The organism is Cellulophaga sp. RHA19 (assembly GCF_002813425.1).
Classification (GTDB): Bacteria; Bacteroidota; Bacteroidia; order Flavobacteriales; family Flavobacteriaceae; genus Cellulophaga.
Map to the genome: position 1 here is coordinate 1946189 of NZ_PHUL01000001.1, position 21916 is coordinate 1968104.

The 21916-nt window shown below is 32.2% G+C and carries 13 protein-coding genes; 7 read left to right on the forward strand and 6 right to left on the reverse strand.

Features of this window, described 5'->3' with window-relative positions; translation table 11 throughout:
- Positions 1–2: 2 nt before the first annotated feature.
- Positions 3–1517 carry a sulfatase family protein gene (locus AX016_RS08575; protein WP_100895209.1) on the forward strand — a complete coding sequence of 505 codons (1515 nt, stop codon included), beginning with the start codon at positions 3–5 and terminating at the stop codon, positions 1515–1517.
- A gap of 69 nt (positions 1518–1586) precedes the next feature.
- Here the strand turns inward: AX016_RS08575 and AX016_RS08580 are convergent, their stop codons facing one another.
- The 5 genes from AX016_RS08580 to AX016_RS08600 all read right to left on the reverse strand — a co-directional run bounded on the left by AX016_RS08580 (position 1587) and on the right by AX016_RS08600 (position 8125).
- A complete protein-coding gene (locus tag AX016_RS08580; protein WP_100895210.1) occupies positions 1587–3131 on the reverse strand; it encodes a sulfatase-like hydrolase/transferase in 1545 nt (514 codons plus the stop codon).
- A 1-nt stretch (position 3132) separates the two neighbouring features.
- Positions 3133–4377 (reverse strand): glycoside hydrolase family 117 protein, encoded by a 1245-nt coding sequence (locus tag AX016_RS08585; protein WP_100895211.1) that lies wholly within the window; start codon positions 4375–4377, stop codon positions 3133–3135.
- Between the two features lie 8 nt (positions 4378–4385).
- Positions 4386–5762, reverse strand: a complete 1377-nt coding sequence (locus tag AX016_RS08590; RefSeq protein ID WP_100895212.1) for a glycoside hydrolase family 28 protein — start codon at positions 5760–5762, stop codon at positions 4386–4388.
- Position 5763: 1 nt separating this feature from the next.
- Complete coding sequence (locus AX016_RS08595) at positions 5764–6654, reverse strand: family 16 glycosylhydrolase (RefSeq protein WP_100895213.1); 891 nt, start codon at positions 6652–6654, stop codon at positions 5764–5766.
- 88 nt (positions 6655–6742) lie between these two features.
- Positions 6743–8125, reverse strand: coding sequence for a glycoside hydrolase family 28 protein (locus tag AX016_RS08600; protein ID WP_100895214.1), 1383 nt, complete (start codon positions 8123–8125; stop codon positions 6743–6745).
- 223 nt (positions 8126–8348) lie between these two features.
- On the opposite strand from AX016_RS08600, the gene AX016_RS08605 reads away from it, so the two are divergent.
- Together AX016_RS08605 and AX016_RS08610 are read left to right on the forward strand one after the other, a co-directional pair.
- Complete coding sequence (locus AX016_RS08605; RefSeq protein ID WP_100895215.1) at positions 8349–10961, forward strand: VPS10 domain-containing protein; 2613 nt, start codon at positions 8349–8351, stop codon at positions 10959–10961.
- A gap of 4 nt (positions 10962–10965) precedes the next feature.
- Positions 10966–12588: a sulfatase-like hydrolase/transferase gene (locus AX016_RS08610; RefSeq protein ID WP_100895216.1), complete on the forward strand. Its 1623-nt coding sequence runs from the start codon at positions 10966–10968 to the stop codon at positions 12586–12588.
- A 56-nt stretch (positions 12589–12644) separates the two neighbouring features.
- Here the strand turns inward: AX016_RS08610 and AX016_RS08615 are convergent, their stop codons facing one another.
- On the reverse strand, positions 12645–13655 hold the full coding sequence (locus tag AX016_RS08615; RefSeq protein WP_100895217.1) for a LacI family DNA-binding transcriptional regulator: 1011 nt from the start codon (positions 13653–13655) through the stop codon (positions 12645–12647).
- Positions 13656–13811: 156 nt separating this feature from the next.
- Between AX016_RS08615 and AX016_RS08620 the strand changes: the two genes are divergently transcribed.
- The 4 genes from AX016_RS08620 (at position 13812) to AX016_RS08635 (ending at position 21878) form a co-directional block, all read left to right on the forward strand.
- Positions 13812–15458 carry a sodium:solute symporter family protein gene (locus AX016_RS08620; RefSeq protein WP_100895218.1) on the forward strand — a complete coding sequence of 549 codons (1647 nt, stop codon included), beginning with the start codon at positions 13812–13814 and terminating at the stop codon, positions 15456–15458.
- Between the two features lie 11 nt (positions 15459–15469).
- Positions 15470–17749: an FAD-dependent oxidoreductase gene (locus AX016_RS08625; RefSeq protein ID WP_100895219.1), complete on the forward strand. Its 2280-nt coding sequence runs from the start codon at positions 15470–15472 to the stop codon at positions 17747–17749.
- A 65-nt stretch (positions 17750–17814) separates the two neighbouring features.
- Positions 17815–20766 carry a glycoside hydrolase family 2 TIM barrel-domain containing protein gene (locus AX016_RS08630; RefSeq protein ID WP_198519419.1) on the forward strand — a complete coding sequence of 984 codons (2952 nt, stop codon included), beginning with the start codon at positions 17815–17817 and terminating at the stop codon, positions 20764–20766.
- The gene (locus AX016_RS08635) at positions 20766–21878 is read left to right on the forward strand and encodes a glycoside hydrolase family protein (protein WP_100895221.1); all 1113 of its coding nucleotides are present in this window, start codon (positions 20766–20768) and stop codon (positions 21876–21878) included. The genes AX016_RS08630 and AX016_RS08635 overlap by 1 nt, the downstream gene beginning before the upstream one ends.
- The last annotated feature ends 38 nt before the right edge of the window (positions 21879–21916 follow it).

Below are 21916 nucleotides of genomic sequence, written 5' to 3' on the forward strand. Positions count from 1 at the left end.
GTATGTATAAAAGATTAATTTTTACAATTGTTATTGTTTTTACAATACAGCTTTCAGCTCAAAAACAACCTAATATAATTGTTGTTTTGGCAGATGATATAGGAGTAGGAGATATTTCTTATTATAGAAAAATGCATTCTAATAAAATAGTAGTAAAAACACCTGCTATAGATAATTTAGCAAAAAACGGAATGACTTTTACAGATGCACACTCGCCTGCAGCATTATGTGCACCCTCTAGGTATGCAGTAATGACGGGCAATAACTGCTACCGTAGTTATGCACCTTGGGGAGTTTGGGGAGCTTTTCAGCCCTCTCCTATAAAAGAAGACCAGCTAACTTTAGGTAAATTAATGAAAAACGCAGGTTACCAAACAGCTTTTTTAGGTAAATGGGGTTTTGGAATGGATTTTTTAAGAAAAGGGAGCGCAACAGAAATTTATAGGTCTCCTAGAAAAAGAGTAGAACTAGATGTAGATGTACGCAAAATAATAGGTAAAGGGCCTTTAGATAATGGTTTTGACTACAGTTTGACTTTTCCTGCAGGTATACAAAACGTGCCATATGTAGTTTATGAAAATCAAGAATGGATGCCTTTAGAACAAAACTCAGAAATTGGCTATATCTCACAAGAGAATATGACTAAAAAAGGAGTTACTTTAGATAAAGATGAAGGCTTAGGAGATACCAATTGGGATCCACATAATATGGGGCCGTTATTAGTAAATAAAGCTGTAGATTATATTGCTAACGCAGATACAGACAAACCTTTTTTTATGTATTACTGTTCCTTGGCTGTGCACTTACCACATACACCAACTAAAAAACTTAATGGAGAAAAAATTGCAGGTGAAACACCATCTAAACATTTAGATATGGTAAAAGAGTTAGATGTGCAAATGGCAATGCTTGTAGCGGCATTAAAAAAGAAAGGTGTTTATGATAATACCGTAATTGTATTTACATCAGACAATGGAGGCTTGTTAAAAAAGAAAAGTATACAGGCAGGTCATAAATCCAACGATATTTACAGAGGAGGAAAAAACCAGGCATATGAAGGCGGACATAGAGTTCCTTTTATAGCATCGTGGCCAGGTTTTATAAAAGAAAAATCTGTGTCTAATATACCAGTACTGGGTTTAGATATTTTAGCTACTTTGGCAGCTATAACCAATCAAAATATAACAGAAGATCAAGTTAAAGATTCGGCTAACTTATTGCCAATTTTATTAGGAGACAACAAAAACAATAAAGTACATCCCTATTTGGTAACACAATCTGGTACAGGTAAAGAAGCAATAATTATTAAAGACGGTTGGAAATTAATTATAGCTTTTGATAAAAAAGATAAAACTAATAGCACTAGAAAACCTGTTGCATTATTTAACCTAAATACCAATATTACGGAGAATGAAAAGCAAAACTTAATAGATGCACCTAAATATGCATCTAAAGTAAAAAAGCTTTTTACGACTTATAATAAGTACAGAGACTCTGGAGAGAAAACTAAAATTTAATAGATATTTATACCAAAAAAAGCCCAAACAAGTAATTAATTGTTTGGGCTTTTTTATGATTTATTACGGCTAATAATAATCCCAGAAGTCGTACTTTTCTCCGTTAACATTCTCTTTTTTATCACCTAGTTCTTCTGCTTTAATCTTTATTTCTAACCTCATTTGAGTTAAAAGATTTTTGTACTCTGGAAAAAATGATAAATCTTGGGTTTCCCAAGGGTCTGTTGTAATTTTAAAGAGTTGCGTAACTCTAGAACCAGCAACAAATTCCCCATCTTTTTTATTTATATCTTTAGCTCTTACATATTCAATTAGTTTAAAATCACCTTTTCTATAAGCTCTTTGAAACTGCTTGTATGCGTGATAGGTATAATTGCGGACTTGAGCTTTTTCATTAGTAATTATAGGTAGTAAACTTTTACCAGAGACAGAACTTGGAATGGTAGTATTGGTGAAATTGCAAATAGTAGGGAAAATATCATGTATATAGGTGAAGGCCTTGAAACGAGCTCCTTTGTTTTTTATAAGATTGCCAGAAAATAGTAATGGTACATGTATGCCATCTTCATCATAAACATTTTGTTTGCCCATTAAGCCGTGGTTGCCAACAGCTAAACCACTATCTCCAGAAAAAACAATTAAAGTATTCTCATACTGTCCGCTTTCTTTTAATGCAGCAATCACTTTTCCTATTTGGGCATCTAGATGGGTAATAATAGCATAATAATCTGCTAATTCTTGTTTTGAAATTTGTGGCGTTCTAGGCCAGGGAGCCAACTCTTCATCGCGTAAAAACATATGTCCGTTGTCAAAAGGATGTTGCGCCATATAAGAAGGAGGTAGTTCTATTTTATCTACATTATATTTGTTTTTGTACTCTTGTGGTGCTTGGCGCGGATCATGTGGTGCGTGAAAAGCTAAGTACATAAAAAAGGGTTTTTTATTTTTGTAATTTTTAAAATATTTGCTGGCTTCATTAGCAAAAACTTCAGAGGTATGCGGACCATTTTTTTCGGTAGCAGTAGGTCCCCTTTTTTCATCCTTAGAAATTGCTTGTTTAACAATTTTTCCGTTCGCATCATATACCAATAAATAAGCATCTTTAGGTTTAAATTCTCCAGCCTTATCCCAATCGTAAAAAGGCATTCTAAATTGATCTACTAAGTAAACTCCTTTTCCCATTATTTTATCACCAGAATTAAAACTACGCTTTAAGGAGTTTCCATCTTGATGCCACTTTCCTATGATATGTGTATTGTAGCCTTCATTTTTAAGCGCTTCTCCAATGGTTTTATTTGCTACAGGTATGTTATGTCCTGCACCTTGTAACTGAAATAAGTTGGTGCCAGTTAATAACATTGCTCTACTAGCAACGCAAGTAGCACCTGTAAAAGCTCCCATTAAATATGTGTTTTCAAAAGCTACGCCGTCCTTTGCTAAAGCGTCTATATTTGGTGTTTGTACATTTGCACCACCTAATGTATGTACGCCAGAGTACCTATGATCATCTGTATAAATTATTAGTACATTGGGTTTGTCTTTTTTAGGTTGACAATAGCTATTGTTTAGATATAAAATGGTTACGAGTAGAAGAATATATTTTAAATTCATCATTTCATTGTTGTGTTAATTTTTTATTCTCTTTAAGAATGCGCTCTTTTTGGTTTTTACTTAAGGCTTGTTTAAAGTACACCTCTGGTCTATGGTAAACGTGGTGTTTTTTCATTTCAGGATCGTTAATTGCCCGACTCAAATCACAGTCAAAACGCACTAAAATAGCATGGTTTTTATCCCATGTAGTGGCATTAGTAAAATGAGATAATCCCCAAGTTATGCCAACACCATTTTTAGTATTAGTAAAAGCATCAGGTACATAAGGTCCTGCTGCAGCCGGCATCATTTCTACCATAGAAGCAATTTTAAAATTAACCCCATCTTTTGCAAATTGCACCGTATTATGCTCATTACCGTCTCTAATAGTTAATGCTGCAATACCATCTTTAAAAGGAAACATAGTAGTTTCATGGCCAGATGTTAGCACAGGGTTTAGTTTACTTTTTGTAAAGGGACCAAAAGGAGAGTCTGCTGTGGCTAAACCTTGCATTCTTATTAAGTTTGGATCACCATCAAAGTCCGATTTGTAATACAGGTATATTTTATCTTTATAAACCAAAGGGTAAGGATCATGAATAGAGAATTGATCCCAAGTATCTTTTGGACCGTTGGGAATTACAATTTTGTTAGCTGCCGTCCAAGGCCCATCAGGAGAATCTGCATACGACATTAATACAGGACAATCATCTCCTCGTAAACCACTTGCTTCACTAAAACCTTGATAATACATATAGTATTTATCTTTCCATTTTAAAATATCTGCAGTGCTCACAGACCTATGACCCAACTCTTGTTTTGGAGGTCTAGGTATAGCAACACCTTGCTCTTCCCAGTTAAACCCATCTAAGCTGGTAGCATACCAAATTTCAGATAAATCCCAATCTGCAGAAGGTATTGTTTCTGTAGCTTGTTTAGCTCCTTTAGGAGGTGTTTCGGTTTTTCTGTGTGTATACCAAACATAGTATTTTCCGTTTTCAAAAATAATTTTAGACGGATCTCTACGGCTAACTGTACCGTCATCATTACTATAATCTAAACCTTCTACTTTAGTATATTTAAACTGAGTATACAGCTCATTATCCTCTGGTCTTGGCGCTAAGTAATTATCGTAATTACGTTGCATAGCAGTGCTTAACGGTTGTTTAGGTTTTTCCTTAGGTAATATAAAAGGAAAATTTTGCGCACATACGGTATTTACTGTTATAAGTATGTAGCCTATAATTAATAGTGTACTATAGTTTTTCATATTTAAAGCTATTCTATTATTAAAGATTCGTTTCTGTAATCCTTATTTGTAAGCTTAAAACTAACATTGGTTGTTTTTAACTCACTAATATGTCTGGCATATAAACCATAGGCAGGTAAAACATTAAAGAAGTTGAATTCCGGATATCTTTTTTCATCTTCTGGTACCTCTATTAATTTATCTTCTTTAGAACCACCGCCAGGTAAGTTAATTGAAATGTTTTGTAGTTGTAAAGATGTTATTTTATGATTTGGAGTACCCGTTATAAAAATTCCAGAAGGCGGTGACACTCTAGATTGTTTTAAATTTCTACTAGTTGCATTTATATTAGAAATAAGAATATCTTTAATAGAACCCACAGTTCTTTTTTTAGCGTATCTATATGTATTTAGGCGCTCACCTAAACGCATAAAAATTGGCATATCTACATTGGTCATTTTTATACTGTCTATAATTATATTATATATGTTGGCACCATCTACGCTAAGTATTTTTATACCACCACCTTTAGTATCATATATTTTACAATTGCTAATAGCTATATTGTAAAAATCTCCCATAGATTCTGTGCCAAATTTTATTGCTCCCCAATCACTCTTTAAAGTACAATTACTTACTTTAACATTGTGTGTAGGTAACGTGCTTGTTGCTTTAATACAAATGGCATCGTCACCAGAATTTATAGTGCAATTTTTTATTTCAACACTGTTACTAGAGTCTAAATCTATACCATCATTATTTTTATTAGCGTGATTATAAATATTTATATGGTCTACTGTTATGTTTTCTGATTGATAAAAATGGCAAGCCCAAGCAGCAGCTTGCTTTAGGTAAATATCTTTTAATGTAATTTGGGACGATCTTACGAACCGTAGTAAAAATGGACGATTAGTTCCAAATTTTACATCTATAATGCCAAGTTCTTTCTTTTTTAAAGCTAAGTTTTTAGCTAAAAAAGAAGCGCCATTGCCGTCTATAATTCCGCTACCTGTAATACCAATATTTGTAGCATCTACTGCACCAATTAAGCAAGTTCCTCTTTCTTGGCCAACGGCATCTGTAAATGTATCTATGCTTTTATAGTCTAAAGGGTTGTTGCTACCAATTAACTTTGCGTTTTTGCTAATGTTAAGAATTACGTTATTTTTTAAAATAATTGTACCACTAATAAAAACGCCGTTAGCAATATGTACAATTCCGCCTCCTTTTTTTGAGCATTTATCTATAGCCTTTTGTAGTGCTTTTGTATTTACAGTTATACTATCTCCTTTTGCTCCAAATTTTGTAACATCGTAAACTTTGGTTTGTGCCGTAACCGAAAAAGTAAGTGCAGTAATACTAACAGTTAGTACTATTTTTATAGTATGTAATAGTAGTTTATACATATTATTTAGTGTCTATTAATTTCCAAGTTCTTACCCAGTTGTAGGTAGTAGTTCTTTCTTCTTTAGAACCGTTCATTCCTCCATCTTCAGGAACCGGATTCCAGTCATACGTTTCTACAACCATTCTTAAATACATATCTATATTAAAATCTGCTGCAGGCTTTACTTTAGAGACAAAATTACCATCTATAAAAAATAAAATTTCATCTTTAGATTTCCACCACACTCCGTATACATGAAAATCATCATATGTTTTGCCGTTAATACTACCTTTAGATTTTACAGAGCCTTTTACAAAGTTACAACCTTCCGGTATGTTTCTACTATGTGTGTTAGAGTTCATTGCTTCATCAAAATGTTTCATCCATTCTGCTTTGTTTATAATTTGACCCACAGTTTCTTGTATGTCTAGTTCTGTAACCCTTTTATCACAACCATTTTGTTCTCTAGATTCATTTATCAACCAAAAAGTAGAAGACATAAAGGTTTTGTTGGCTTTCATTTTACATTCGTAAAAGCCGTATTTCATTGCGTTTCTAGAACCAACATAACCACCGCCATGGGTGTATACTTTACCATTTTTAGTAACGGGCTTATCTAACATAGTGGTTGTAATTTGTAAGCTACCATCTTTAACCTTAATATTATCGGCTAAAAATAATCCTGGAGCACGGCCAATCCATCCTTGACCAGATATTTGCCATTTACTCTCATTTACTTTTTTGCCGTTAAATTCATCAGACATGTTTTTTACCAATTTCCATTTTTTATGGTTAGGTTTGGGATCTTGTCCTTCTTTAAAAAACGGAGTTTTTTGAGCAAAAGATTGCCCAACACAAATAAAAATTAGTAGTAATGTAATTTTTTTAGTTACACGTAAAATAGATTTCATTTAAGTTAGTTTAAGGTTTTATTTTTGGTTTAAGCACTTGTTTTTTGAATATATTACAGATAGTTCTGTAGGGGCACTAAGTCCTAAGTTAATTGTCTTTGATAGTTTGTTTTTTTCGGTTTAAAAAAATAGAATTGCTATTAAAATGTAGAACATCATTTAAAACAACAGCAGGTCTTTTATCATCTAAAACAGTATGTAAATAAAAGTTGTTTATAAACAAACCATTAATATGTCTGGCATAAATACCAGAAGCAGGTAATGTGCCAACTAGACTAAATTCTGGCCACCAATTGCCTAAGGTTTCTAAAGTATACTCTTTAATATCTGTTCTATTAGCGTCTGTTTTATTTCCACCACCAGAAACTGTCATTTGTATATTGTTTAACTGTATGTCTGTAATGTAATTTTTAGGCATACCAGTTAAAAAAATAGCAGAGTTTTTATCTACATCTTTATTATCGATAATAAAATTATTGAAAGAGAAAGAATGCATAGCCTTCATAGGAAGCATTTTCATAGGAGTATCTGTACCAGCTCTTTGTTGGCAGAAAGTCATAAAAATAGGTCTAGGAACGTTTTTCATGACAATGTTAGAAAAAATCATGTTTTTCATTTCACCACCCTCATTCATTTGTATTTTTAGTCCAGAATCTTGTATGTCATGAAACGTACAATTGCTTACAGTAACGGACTCAAAATCTCCTCTAGAAGCTAACCCAATGCGCATAGCTGCCCATTTACTAGTAAATACGCAATTGTTAATTACAATGTCTTTACAAGGTTTATCTGGTCTAGATGTTTGCAAACAAATAGAGTCATCACTAGTATTAAAAGAAGAATTAGAAACACGTACGTTGGTACAACCATCAAAATCTAAACCATCTCCGTTGTGGTTAACTCTACTTGTAATTTTAATACCGTCTACAACAATTTCATTACAATATAACCAAGCAGAAGTCCAAGAAGCAGAGTTTATAAGCGTTACATCTTTAATTTTAATATTATTACAATTAAGAAAGCGTAACATCATAGGTCTACCGCCTTTTTCTTTTGTAAAATTGTTAGGAAAACCGTTGCCATTAATTGTTCCATTACCTTCTATAGAAAAAGAGTTTATTCCATCAGCAAAAATTAAACACCTGTCCATATGAGGTTCATTCTTATAAGTATTTTTGTGGGTATCTGTTGTATAGTCTTTGTAATCTGGACTGCCTAAAAGTACAGCGCCATTTTGCAGATAAAGTGTTACATTATCTTTTAAATATATAGTGCCAATAAGTACTGTTTTACCAGCAGGAATTATAACTTTTCCGCCACCTTGTTTAGAGCATAAATCAATAGCTTTTTGTACGGCTTTTGTATCTAAGGTTGTGCCATTGGCTTTTGCTCCATAATTCATAACATTATACTCGTTAGCATATATAGATAAACTAAAACCAAGATAAAAAAGAAGGAAAAGGTGTTTCATTTTTTATTTTATTTTTCTGAAATAAAAGTATCAAATCAGAGGAGAAATAAGGGGAAGAGACTACTATAATACTACCATAAATGGTTTTGGTTGTTTTAAAATAGTTTAAATAGGTAGTATGGTAAATTGTCTAGTTGTTTATATGTTGTAGTAGTAAAAACATATGTGTTGTTAAAGGGTAATTAACTTGTATAGATTTGAAAAAAACTTAATCTTACTCTTTATGAAAACTAACATTTTATTATTAGTGTCTATTTTAATTGTTTCTACGGGATGTAGTCAGAATAAGAAAAATAGAGATTATTTTTTTGAAAAAATTAAGACAGAAAAGATAAACTCAGATTCGTTAATCACATGGAATAACTTTGGACCAGGAATGTCTGGTTATAACGAGGAGTTTTGGATACACCCAACAGATACCAATACTATGTTTATGGCACCAGATATGCACGTAAGTTATGGTACGTGGAATGCAGGAAAATCTTGGCATACAATTAAAGATTCTGATGGTAATGGGTTAGATATGGAACGTGTACATGATATTGTTTTCTCTAGACAAAACCCAAATTTTGGAGTAGCAATAGAGCGTGCCGGTGGAGTTTATATTTCTAATGACAGAGGTAAAAGTTGGAAAATAATTTATACTATTCCGCGTACAAACAGTAAGCATGTTAGTAATGCACATACAAAAATTGCTATTAATCCTAATAATGATAATGAATGGCTAATTGGAGCGGGAGACTTTTGGAATGTAAAAGAAAACCATAGAAGTTTAAAAAATCCGCACGGAAAAATTAGCTCTAGGGCAAGTTATGGCTATGTTTTAAAAACTAAAGACGGGGGAAAATCTTGGTCTAAAATAGCAACAAACATTAATAAAGATTTAGATGTAGCCCGTATTATATATAACCCTAAAAACACAAAAAATATTTTTATTGCCACCAATTATGGAGTTTATATAACTAATGACAGTGGTGCTAACTGGCATTTAAGTGACAAAGGACTACCAAACAACTTACCAAGAGACCTAACATCTTATTACAATACAAAAACAGGAGAGTTTATTTTGTATTTAGTAACACAAACAGAATATAAAAAAGACGGAAAATCTGTAACCTCTAAAGGTGGTGTATATAAAAGTTTAGATAATGGCGCGTCTTGGATTAATTGTACAGGTAATTTAGAAATCAATTTAAATAAAATACAATTTTCTGCAGAAATAGACAGGTATTATAAAACAATTGGTTTTTGGTTTGGTATCACAAAAAATGAGGCTAAATCTAAATTTACAGTTTTGCCTAATAAAATTTTACCTGTGTTTAATAGGTTAGTTGTTAATCCTTTAAATAAAAATGAAATTTATGTTTCTTTTAATAAAAAGCATGATAAATCTTTTGGGGCAGGAGACCTTTGGAAAACTGAAGACGGAGGTAAAACTTGGTTTGCTTGTGCAAGAGAAGGAACTTACTGGTTGTCAAAAAAAGATACAGCATATTGGCAAAGTAGAAACAACCCTATGGGTGCAAATGTAACATTTGCACACCTGCAAAGATATATGAATAACCATGCAGAAATTTCGGGCAACCGTATGTTGGCAATTAATAATAAAGGAGAAGTTTTTATAGGTATAGACCAACAGACACTAAAATCTGTAGATAGCGGCAAAACTTGGCAACAGATTGATGATTATGAGACATCTAAAGGAAGTAATAAATGGATAGGACGTGGAGATAGTAATTTACCGGGAAGATTTATGTTGTTAGAAACAGGAATACCAAACAGAAGATTACTAGCAAGTGGTGAACACGGTTTATGGCAAACCACAACTTTAGGTAATTGGCCAAACAAACAGGCTGTAGCTGTAGAACAAATAGACGGGCAAGTTCATGACCATAATGGAATGCATGGTCAACACTCTACATCTACAATGGCTGTACACCCCCAAAATACAAATATAATTTACTCATTAGCTTGGAGGCAAGAGCATAGAGGTAAATTAAGAAGAACAAATGATGGTGGTAAAACTTGGAAAAATATAGCCACAATTTTTGATGCAGATAACAATTCATGGGAGGGCTTGGCAATGCAATACTCCTTAACTATAGATCCTGTAACTCCAGAGAATATGTATTTCTGTGCAATTAAAAAACCAATTTCAGAGGTTGGAAGTAAAGCACCCAAGCTCACTAAAGGTGGGTATGGTTTTTATCGTTCTTTTGATGGCGGTTATACTTGGGAATTAAGCAATAATGGTTTTCATAAAAATGCTAGTGTACGTAGAATAAAAATGGATCCTATAAATTCTAATATTTTATATGCTGCTTGTAATGATGATAATGGTGGTTTGTATATATCTAAAAATAGAGGAAGTAGTTGGGAAAAACATAAAATTCCGTCACAAATAAAAGCTGTAAATAATGTTTTTATAGATCGTAATAGCCATAACATATATATAGCTGCCGGAAGACGCTCTGGAAGTTATGAAGAAGGTGGTGTTTGGATGTCTAAGAATAACGGTAAAAGTTGGTTAAAGATATTTAAAGCTCCTTTTGTTTGGCAGGTAGAAACGTCTCCTGTAAATGAAGATATTATAGTAATTAGTGTTGCCGGACAAGCAAATAATTTAATTGATAATTTTAAAAACCCAGGAATTTATTTGTCTGAGGATGGCGCTAATAGTTGGAAAAAAATAAACAAAGGCTTAGGGCAACCTAATAAAATGGTAGATGTTAAGCCAGACCCTTATAATGAAAATGTTCTTTGGAGTGCAGGTTGGGGTTCAGGTTGGTTTATAACATACTTAAATAACAGTAAAGAACCTTGGTTAATAAAATAAAACTATGAAAGCAAACGTATTAAAAAGTCTATCTATATTATGCTTATTTACTTTTGTAAATAACAGTATAGCTCAAAATAAGCCTAACATTATTTTGCTTTACGCAGATGATATTAGTGCCAGAGAATTACCTATTTATGGGTCAACAGTATGGAGTTTACCTAAGGGAGGAAATTTAAAAGGAGGAGATACATCAGATAAAAAGTACAGGGCAAAAACTCCTGTTTTAAATAAATTAGCTAAAAAAGGTGTTTACGTAAAAACAGCTTGGGCAGCCACAATTTGTTCTCCCAGTAGAGCTATGATGATGACAGGCAGATATGCTCATAGACACAAATGGTGGCATAATAGTGATAAAGGAAAGGCACCAGACAGAAAAGGAAGTTGGAATTTATATGATAGTTCTCCTTATAGTTTAGAAGTTGTAGCTAAAAAAGGAGGATATGCCACTTATTGGGCAGGCAAAACACAAATGAAAACAGAAGGTTTTAAGTTTGATGAAGGCTGTTTTACACCAGGCGAAGGGTCTTATAATAAGGCAATACACACTACAGATTTTAGGCTAGAAACAAAAAAAGTAAATGGTACAAAAAAAATATTTAACGCAGATACAGGAAAAGAGGTTTCCTCTTATGTACAATCTGGTTGGTACTGGAAACCACACGTACAATTATTAAATCATCCTAGAGCATCTAAAGCTTTAGAATGGTGGCCTAATAACAAAGCAGCTAAAGATACTTTTGGGTTAAATACTTTTGGCCCAGATGTAGAATTAAATTTCATTTTTGATTTTATGGAACGTAAGCAAAAAGAGGATAAGCCTTTTTTTATTTATCATACAAGTCATTTAGGTCATGATGCAATGGATTTTTTAAACCCAGAAGAAGGTAATAAGTGGCCAGGTACACCAATTGTAAATTGGGATGGTAAAAAATATAGTAAAATAAAACCTTATGTTACAGGAGACAATGGTGTTTATAATACTCATGGAACAATTACAGAAGATGGTATACATAACCATATTAATTACTTAGACTACCAAGTTTGGTTGTATATGAAAAAATTGAAAGAAATGGGAATAGAGAATAATACTATTTTTATTTTCTGTGCAGACAATGGTACAAGTGGCTACGGTAAATCTAGCCCTGTATCGCAAAAAGGAACACACGTGCCACTTATTATATACGCACCAGGATTAAATATGACTAAAAAAGGTTTGCAAAATGTATTGGTAAATATGTCTGATATGTTACCAACAATTGCAGATATAGCAAACGTTAAAATTCCTGATAGTTATGAGGTAAACGGAGAAAGTTTATTGCCTTTTTTAACAACAGAGAAACCAAACCATAGGGAATGGATATATGGTTACCATAAAGAAAAGCAAATTATACGAGGCAATCTAGTATTAAAAGATGGTAATAATACTTGGTGGGATGTTAGTAGTAATCCTAAAGATTTAATCAGTTTTAAAAAAATAAAAGAATGGAGTTTAGTATCTCCTGAACACAGATTAGAAAGAGATAAATTAAATAAAGTATTGCCTGTTTTTAATTTACACGAATCTGAATATAATGCACCTAAAGAAGGTATTACAATAAAAGACTCACTAATTATAAGACAATAAAAGTTATAAAATGATTATAAATTAAAAGCTTTAGAGTATTCTAAGGCTTTTTCTTATCAAATAATTTTAACAGACGAGTCTCTAATATTTAGTCTTCCGTTTAAGACAATAGTTTGTGGCACAAATAATCCCTTAGTATTTATTTGCTCTAGTAATAACTTAGCTGCAGTTTGTCCAATATCATTAGTAGGTTGTTCTACAGACGTTAGTGTTGGTGTTGTATGTTTTGCAAGATTTGATTCTGTAAAACCAACAATGGCAATGTCTTTAGGAATAGAATATCCATTTTTTTTAAAAACACTAATTGCGCCAACAGCAGAAGAATCATTAGCAGCAAAAATAGCTCTTGGAACCTCATTATTATCAATTATTTCTTGGGCAACACGCTCACCATCTTCCATTTTAAATCCGCAGGGAATAATTTTACCAACAGCAAGTTTATACTTTTTATGTGCATCTGTAAAGCCTCTTAATCGGTTTTTAGTTAACGTAAGGTTTTTGTCTCCTTCTAAATGTATAATGTTTTTGTACCCTTGTACTATTAAGTGTTCTGTTGCAAACATTGCCCATTTATAATCATCAAATAAAACTTTAGATGCTTTAATTTGATCTACAGTACGATTAAAGAATACAATAGGTATATTTTGTTTTATTAAATTGTTGTAATAGGCATTATTTTTATTTTCTGATGTTAATGAAATTATTAAACCATCAACCATATTATTAACCAGTGTTTCTACATTTTTCTTTTCAACCTCCCAAGAATGGTTAGACTGCATTATTAATGCCTGATACCCTTCTTTTAACAATACTTCCTGAGCACCCAACATTACTTCAGGAAAAAAATTATTACTAAACTCAGGAACTATAATGCCTACAGTAAAGGATCGCTGCTGACTTAATTTTTTAGCTATAGGATTGGGCTTGTATCCAAGTTCATTGGCAGTTTGTAATATTCTTTGTTTAGTCTCCTCATTAATATCATACTTATTATTAAAAGCTCTAGAAACCGTAGATATAGATACATTTAGCTTTTTAGCAACATCTTTTATTGTTATATGCTTCATACAGTAATATTAATATAAATAAAAGTTTTCGGCAAATTCGGAAACGTTTCCGAAAAAAATAATGCTCCCGAGAGCGTTTCCGATGGCTATAAATTAACATAGATAATTTTTGTAGTAATATTTGTCATAAATTGACATTCAACTTTAATTTTTTTTATGGGAATTACAGACGTATCTGTCATATTTATATTTGTCTTGTTAATTTTTATCTGCGGAATGAGTTTTTCTAAAACAGGTAAAAATATGAAGTCTTATTTTTCTGCAGGCGGTGCTTTACCTTGGTGGATGAGTGGCTTGTCTTTATTTATGAGTTTCTTTTCTGCGGGTACATTTGTTGTATGGGGAGCCATAGCATATAGTAGTGGTTGGGTAGCAATTTCTATACAGTGGACAATGTGTATATCTGGTTTAATAATAGGTTTTGTTATAGCACCAAAATGGCAAAAAACAAAAGCTATAACTGCAGCACAGTTTATTACAGACAGGTTAGGTTATAAAACACAACGTACATACACTTACTTGTTTTTACTAATATCTATTTTTACAATGGGAGCTTTTTTATACCCTGTTGCTAAAATTGTAGAAGTTTCTACAGGAACACCCATAGTAGCCAGTATTGTAGGTTTAGGTATTTTAATTTTAATATACACCACCGTGGGTGGTTTATGGGCGGTAATAGTTACAGATGTGTTGCAGTTTGTGGTTTTAACGGCAGTTGTACTAATTGTTGTACCTCTTTCTTTTGATAAAATAGGAGGTATAGATGCTTTTATATCTAAAGCTCCTGATACTTTTTTTCAGTTTGTTAACACTGAGTACTCTCCGTTGTTTTTAGTAGCGTTTGGATTGTATAATTTGTTTTTTATAGCAGGTAACTGGGCTTATGTTCAGCGCTATACAAGTGTTTCTACTCCTAAAGACGCAAAAAAAGTAGGTTGGTTATTTGGCGTTTTATATGCTGTTTGTCCGTTAATTTGGATGTTGCCGCCTATGGTTTACCGCGTGTTAAACCCTAATTTAAATGGTTTAGAAAATGAAGGTGCTTATTTGCTAATGTGCAAAGAAGTTTTGCCAGTAGGTATGTTAGGGTTAATGTTAGGGGGAATGATTTTTGCAACATCTAGTTCTGTAAACACAACCTTAAATATATCTGCAGGAGTATTAACTAATGATATTTACAAGCATTTTAAACCTAATACACCAGAGCGTAAATTAGTAAAAATTGGTAAGTTGGCTACAGTTTTACTTGGGGTCATTACTATAATTATAGCCTTGATGGTTCCGTATTTTGGAGGTATTGTAGAGGTAGTTATGTCTTTAGCCGCTCTAACGGGAGGTGCTATGTTTTTACCTCCTATTTGGGCTTTGTTCTCAAAAAATCAAACAGGGTTTACTGTTTTATCTGTTACAATAATTTCACTTTTTATAAATGTATTTTTCAAGTTTTTTTCACCCTTATTATTCAATTTAAAATTAGACAGAGCATTAGAAATGCTACTAGGTGTTGCCGTACCAATAATTTTATTAATTGCATATGAAATATACTTTATGTTAAAACCTGTAGAAAATTTAAAATACCAAGAATATAAAGCTTTAATAGAATTAAAAACTACCACAGAAACAGATAGTACAAGTACTCAAAATAAAAAAGGAGCTCGTGTAATAGGTATAGGAATTGCTTTAACAGGCTTAATTATTTTAACCTTATCGTTTTTAGCAGCAACAGGAGCTTTTTTTGTTGGTACAATTGGACTTTTGGTTGGTATTCTTGGAATTTTAATTATTTATAAAAATCTTAAATAGTAGTATTTGTTATGTTGGTAGAAAATTATAGTCCGCAAAAAAGAGACAATAAAACTATTAAGCTAAATACAGATTTTGTTATAGTTGGTGGAGGTATAGCTGGTGTTTGCGCTGCAATTACAGCAGCAAGGCAAGGAACTAAAACAATATTAGTACAAGACAGGCCTGTTTTGGGAGGTAATGCCTCATCAGAAATTAGACTTTGGATTTTAGGTGCAACTTCTCATATGGGTAATAACAACAGATGGGCAAGAGAAGGTGGAGTTATAGATGAAATTCTTGTTGAGAATTTATACAGAAATAAAGAAGGTAATGCTGTTATTTTTGATACCATTTTACTAGAAAAAGTACTAGTTGAAGATAATATTACGCTTTTATTAAATACCAGCATTTATGACATTAAAAAGTTAAACGAAAAAAAAATAGATAGTGTAATAGGATTTTGTAGTCAAAACTCAATAACATATATAATTGGTGCGCCTTTATTTTGTGATGCATCCGGTGACGGTATTGTTGCTTTTAAAGCAGGTGCACCATTTAGAATGGGAGCAGAAACCAAAGAAGAATTTGGAGAATTATTTGCGCCAGACACTTCTTATGGGGAGTTATTAGGACACTCAATGTACTTTTATAGTAAGCAAGAAAATTTCCCTGTAACTTATAAACCACCAGCTTTTGCATTAAAAGACATTACAGAAATTCCAAGGTATAAAGCAATAGGTAAAGATGATAAAGGTTGTCGTTTTTGGTGGTTTGAGTATGGAGGAAGAAAAGATACAATTTATGACACAGAGGAAATAAAATATGAACTTTGGAAAGTAATATATGGTGTTTGGGATTTTATTAAAAATTCGGGTGAGTTTGATGGTGTAGAAAACCATACATTAGAATGGGTAGGGACTGTACCTGGCAAACGAGAAAGTCGTCGTTTTAAAGGTATGTATATGCTAAAACAGCAAGATGTAATACAACAAAAAACGTTTTATGATGCTATTGCTTTTGGTGGTTGGGCAATAGATTTGCATCCAGCAGATGGTATTTACAGTAAATTATCTGGTTGTACACAATGGCACTCTAAGGGTATTTATCAAATTCCGTATCGTTCTTTTATTGGTAATGAAATTGAAAATCTTTTTTTTGCAGGCAGAATAATTAGTGCTAGTCACGTTGCTTTTGGTTCTACACGTGTAATGGCAACAACAGGTTTTTGTGCACAAGCAGTAGGTATGGCAGCGCATATGTGTGTTACTAACAATATACTTCCTAAACATATTTTAGAAGATAATTATTTAAAAGTACTACAGAATAAATTAAATATTGCCGGACAAAGTATACCTAATATTCCACTAGAAAAGAACAGTAATTTAGTAAACTCTGCAAAAGTAACAGCTTCATCTGTATTAGAATTAAACACTATTTTGTTTGATGGTGAATGGTTAAGTTTAAAAACAGCAGCAGCACAATTATTGCCTTTACAAGCAAATACAGCTTATGAGTTTGTTGTAGAAGTAAATGCAAAAGAAGATACAGTTTTAGAAGTACAACTTCGTTCATCAGAAAATATAAAAAATTATACTCCAGATTTAATTTTAGAAACGCATAAATTTCAGCTTAAAAAAGGGGAACAAAAAGTAACAATTTCTTTCAAATCTACTTTTAAAGTAAATCAATATGCATTTGTAACTTTTTTAAAGAATGATAAAATAAGTCTAAAGAATAGTAACAAAAGATTTACGGGCGTACTATCTGTTTTTAATGGTACAAATAAAGCAGTTTCTAATACGGGTAAGCAAACACCACCATTAGATTTAGGTGTAGATACGTTTGAGTTTTGGATACCTCAGCGTAGACCAGAGGGTAAAAATATAGCAATGACAATTTCCCCAGCTATTAAGGCTTTTAATGTAGAAAATTGCAGTAATGGTTACGTTAGGCCTTGGGGAGGTACGAATGCTTGGGTTGCTAGTTTAAAAGACAACAAACCTACAATAAACATTAATTGGGGTAAAGAGGTAGAGATTAAAGAAATTAAGCTCTTTTTTGATACAGATTATGATCATCCAATGGAGTCTACATTAATGGGGCACCCAGAAGATGTAATTCCTTTTTGTGTACGTAATTATAAAATTAAAGATCAAAATGGTAAAGTGTTGGCAGATAAAAAAAATAACTATCAAACCATAAATTCCATACACTTTAAAAGTCCTATAAAAATAACAGAATTAGTAATAGAAGTAATGCATCCTTCTAAAGATGTACCAGCTTCAATATTTGAAATTTTATGTATGTAATTATAAAAAATAAGCTATTTATTATTGTGTTGTTGTTTATGGCTCTTGGGTTTTCTCAAGAAAAAATGAAGAATAACAAATCAGAACAAATAATGACTTTAAATGGCAACTGGAAGTTTAATGCTATTTATGGAGAAGGTTCTAATTACAATAACATAAAAGCCGGCAGTACAGATGTTATTGTAGACAATCTAAATGCCAATCAAATAAAAGTAAAAGGAAAATGGACAACTACTAATGTAGAAGAAAGAGGTTCTGGCTTTTATAAGGATAACTACTTAAAACATTTTTATAAGGATAATACAGATAAGTCTAGTGTAACTTACACTCCAAATTTACCCGCATCTGGTTATTATGAAGCATTTGTGCGTTTTCCGTTTGCTAGCAATGTAAATACTAAAGTTAATATACAACACGCTAATGGTATAGATACACAGTATTTTAATCAGCGTAATCGTTGTGACGAGTGGTTAAGCTTAGGTATTTTTACTTTTGAAAAAGACAAAGAAAATAGTGTAGAAATTACCTCAGATGTATATGGTGTATCAGTCTCAGCAGATGCTGTTCTTTTTAGGCCAGTATCTAAAGAAAAAATAATTAAAGCAGAGAAAGAAAAGAAAACTGTTTATTTAAATAATTATGATGATACAGATTGGTACAATTTAAAAGTACCAGGACATTACGGAATGATTAACGATTTTTCTAACTACACAGGAAAAGCTTGGTACAGAAAAACATTTACAACTCCTGATAAATGGACACTAGATAAAAACGAAAAAATTAGACTAAAGTTTGATGGTGTTTACCATATAGCAAAAGTGTACCTCAACGGTAAATTTATAGGAGAACACCAAGGAGGTTTTACTCCGTTTGAAATAGATGTTACTAAAAATATAGAGCTAAACAAACCTAACGTTTTAGCTGTAGAAACAAATAATAATGCATTAGTTGGTGCTACCTGGAACTGGGGTGGTATTATTAGAGATGTTACTTTGGTAAAAAATAATGATGTACGTATTACACATAATTATATACATGCAGATCCAGATTTAGAAAAAGGAACAGCAAGTTTAGAGTTAAAAATTAGAATAGAAAATAGTGGTGCTGTAGATAAAGTTTTAGATTTTAAAACCAACATATATAGAGATAAACAACTGCAAGAAATAACAAAAAAAGTAACCGTTAAAGCAAACTCTACTAAGGAACTAGTTTTAAAGAGTTCTTTAAAGGCTAAAGATGTTAAGCTTTGGCATTTTGATAGGCCTTACTTGTACAAAATGCAACATACTCTTTTAGATAATGGTATAAAAGTACATACTGTAAACGATAGGTTTGGTATTAGAAAAATAGAGTTAACAAATAAAAGCTTAATTCTAAACGGTGAAGCTGTACGTTTAGCTGGTTACAATAGGGTTAGTGATCATAGATATTGGGGATCGTCAGAACCACAAGAAATTATTAACACGGATGTAGATTTAATGAAAAATGCGGGTGCAAATTTTATGCGAATTATGCACGGAACGCAAAATAGAAAACTGATAGAACGTTGTGACGAAGAAGGAATTTTATTGTTTGAAGAAGTTAACGTACGAGATTTAGATAATTCAGAATTTACAGCACCAAATTATCCATTAATAAAATCTTGGGTTAAGGAAATGGTAGAGAGAGATAGCAACAGCCCAAGTATAATAGGGTGGAGTGTAGGTAATGAGCTTACAGGTCACAATACTTATGCTACTATGATGATGAATTATGTGAGAGAGATAGATGCTCACAGGTTGGTTACATGTGTTAGTAATACAGGGGCAAGAAAAGAGGCTAACCCTAATACAGATCCCAATACCAATACAGATCTAATTATGCACAATCATTACTCTTTTCAAGGTACAGCACAGAGTGTTATTTCTACATTAAGAAGCAAATGGCCTAATAAGGCTATATTTTTATCTGAATACGGAGTAGATAGATTAAAATCTACTTCTTTAGATGAAGATTTACCAAAAGCATCAGATTTAAATGATAATTTAAGAGGTAAAAATGAGTTTGTAATTGGTGCTTCATTATGGACATATAACGATTATAGAAGTGGTTATATTGGTACTAGTGAAGAAGAAAACAGAACTTGGGGAATTGTAAATGCTTGGCGACAAAAGCGAAGATTCTATACAAGAATGCAAAAAGAAAATAGTCCGGTTAAAGATATTAAAGTATCTTTTAATAAAACTAAGGTCGCTATAGTTATTCCAATAAAGGAAAGAAATAACTACCCTAGTTTTACAATGGTAAATTATGATTTGGTATGGAATTTAAAAGATGCTAACGGAAAAATTATAAGTAGCGAGACTAAAAAATTACCTGTGTTGCAACCAGAAGATGCTGTTTGGGAAGGGCAAATAAAACTACCTAAAAGTATAAACAAAGCTGTGGTTATGCACATTGCTTTGGTAAGTAGTAATGGTTATACCCGCTTTGAAAAAACGATAGCCTTGCAAAAACCAGAAAAACCAACTGTAACATCTATAGTAGCAGGTAAAAATAAAACAAGAGTATATTTTAATACAGTGGTTGCTGCAGAAGAATATTTTATTAGTTATAAAAATAGTAAAGGAGAAACTGTAAAAACAGAACCTACAATTGCTAATTTTATTGAGGTTAAAGATTTACAATTACCTGTTATAAAAGCCAATCTAATAGCTGTAAATAGTTTAGGAGAAAGTTTGCCACAGAGCGTAGAGTTAAAAAACAACACTAAAAGTTTACCACCTGTGGTTTGGCAAACTTTTATTAGAGATAATCATATAATAGTTGGGTATTCTGGTGAGTTGAATGATGAATCTTACACCGTACGTTACGGTGTTAGTAAAGATAAATTACTTCATAAAATTACAACATACACTAGAGGTATGATGACTATCCCAATTAAAAAGTTAGACACTTATTTTATTCAAATTAAAAGAAAAGATAAAAACGGAGATAGTAATTGGTCACCAGTAATAACTGTGAAAAATAATTTATAATGAAAAGCACAGTAATAGCATTTTTTTTAGCCTTGCTAATTTTATCTTGTAAAGAAAAAATAGAGAAAAAAGAAGTCGTAAAAAAAATAGAAAATTTTAAAATTGAATTTGGCAAAGTATCAAAAAAATCAATTTTTAAAGAAGAAGGCAAAAGTGTTTGGGGAGGTAGTTTAATTAAAGGGGAAGACAATTTGTATCATATGTTTTACTCTAGATGGCCAAAAAATATAGGGTGGGAATGGGTAAACTATTCAGAAATAGCCCACGCAACGTCACCATCTCCGTTTGGACCATTTACATTTAAAAACGTAGCCTTAGCAGATAGAGGAGTAGAGTTTTGGGATGGTGGTACCACGCATAACCCTACAATTATAAAAGTAGATACTAATTACTACTTATATTATATGGGTAATACAGGTGATAAAAAAATTGTTAGCAAACCAGGCAAACCTAAACTTAATTGGAAACATAGAAATAACCAAAGAATAGGTGTTGCAGTTGCTAAAAATTTAAACGGACCTTGGAAAAGATTAGATAAACCTGTTATAGATATTACGCCCAACATAAATGCACATGATGCATTAATGACTTCTAACCCGTCTGTTTGTAAAATGCCAAACGGTAAAATTTTAATGGTATACAAAGCGGTAGGTAAAAAAAATAAATTGCCATCTGGCGGTCCGGTAGTACACTTGGTAGCTATAGGAGATACGCCAACAGGACCTTTTATAAAATATCCAGATCCTATTTTTGTTTTTAAAGGAGAGCGTTTTCCGGCAGAAGATCCTTATATCTGGTACCAAGATGGCAAATACAGAGCTATTGTAAAAAGGTTTAAAACAGTAGATAAAAAAAGAGTTTTTTCTTTAGTGCATTATGATTCTGAAGACGGAATAAAATGGGAGCAAGGCAAGTATTTTAATATATCTGATAGAACAGTTGTTTGGGAAGATGATACAGAAACAAAGTTTGATCATCTAGAGCGTCCTCAAGTATATTTAGAAAACGGAGAACCTTTAGCGCTGTTGTGTGCTGCAGATACTATAGATGTGAATAATGTGAGACACTCATTCAATATTCAAATTCCTTTAAAAATCTCAAAAGAGAAATAACTCTTTGTAAAAGAATACATATTTAAAATAATGTAAAG

What these genes read in the sequence shown, in the direction of transcription:
- AX016_RS08575 (WP_100895209.1), top strand. Translation starts at nt 3, where the DNA reads ATGTATAAAAGATTAATTTTTACAATTGTTATTGTTTTTACAATACAG.
- AX016_RS08580 (WP_100895210.1), bottom strand. Translation starts at nt 3,131, where the DNA reads ATGATGAATTTAAAATATATTCTTCTACTCGTAACCATTTTATATCTA.
- AX016_RS08585 (WP_100895211.1), bottom strand. Translation starts at nt 4,377, where the DNA reads ATGAAAAACTATAGTACACTATTAATTATAGGCTACATACTTATAACA.
- AX016_RS08590 (WP_100895212.1), bottom strand. Translation starts at nt 5,762, where the DNA reads ATGTATAAACTACTATTACATACTATAAAAATAGTACTAACTGTTAGT.
- AX016_RS08595 (WP_100895213.1), bottom strand. Translation starts at nt 6,654, where the DNA reads ATGAAATCTATTTTACGTGTAACTAAAAAAATTACATTACTACTAATT.
- AX016_RS08600 (WP_100895214.1), bottom strand. Translation starts at nt 8,125, where the DNA reads ATGAAACACCTTTTCCTTCTTTTTTATCTTGGTTTTAGTTTATCTATA.
- AX016_RS08605 (WP_100895215.1), top strand. Translation starts at nt 8,349, where the DNA reads ATGAAAACTAACATTTTATTATTAGTGTCTATTTTAATTGTTTCTACG.
- AX016_RS08610 (WP_100895216.1), top strand. Translation starts at nt 10,966, where the DNA reads ATGAAAGCAAACGTATTAAAAAGTCTATCTATATTATGCTTATTTACT.
- AX016_RS08615 (WP_100895217.1), bottom strand. Translation starts at nt 13,655, where the DNA reads ATGAAGCATATAACAATAAAAGATGTTGCTAAAAAGCTAAATGTATCT.
- AX016_RS08620 (WP_100895218.1), top strand. Translation starts at nt 13,812, where the DNA reads ATGGGAATTACAGACGTATCTGTCATATTTATATTTGTCTTGTTAATT.
- AX016_RS08625 (WP_100895219.1), top strand. Translation starts at nt 15,470, where the DNA reads ATGTTGGTAGAAAATTATAGTCCGCAAAAAAGAGACAATAAAACTATT.
- AX016_RS08630 (WP_198519419.1), top strand. Translation starts at nt 17,815, where the DNA reads ATGAAGAATAACAAATCAGAACAAATAATGACTTTAAATGGCAACTGG.
- AX016_RS08635 (WP_100895221.1), top strand. Translation starts at nt 20,766, where the DNA reads ATGAAAAGCACAGTAATAGCATTTTTTTTAGCCTTGCTAATTTTATCT.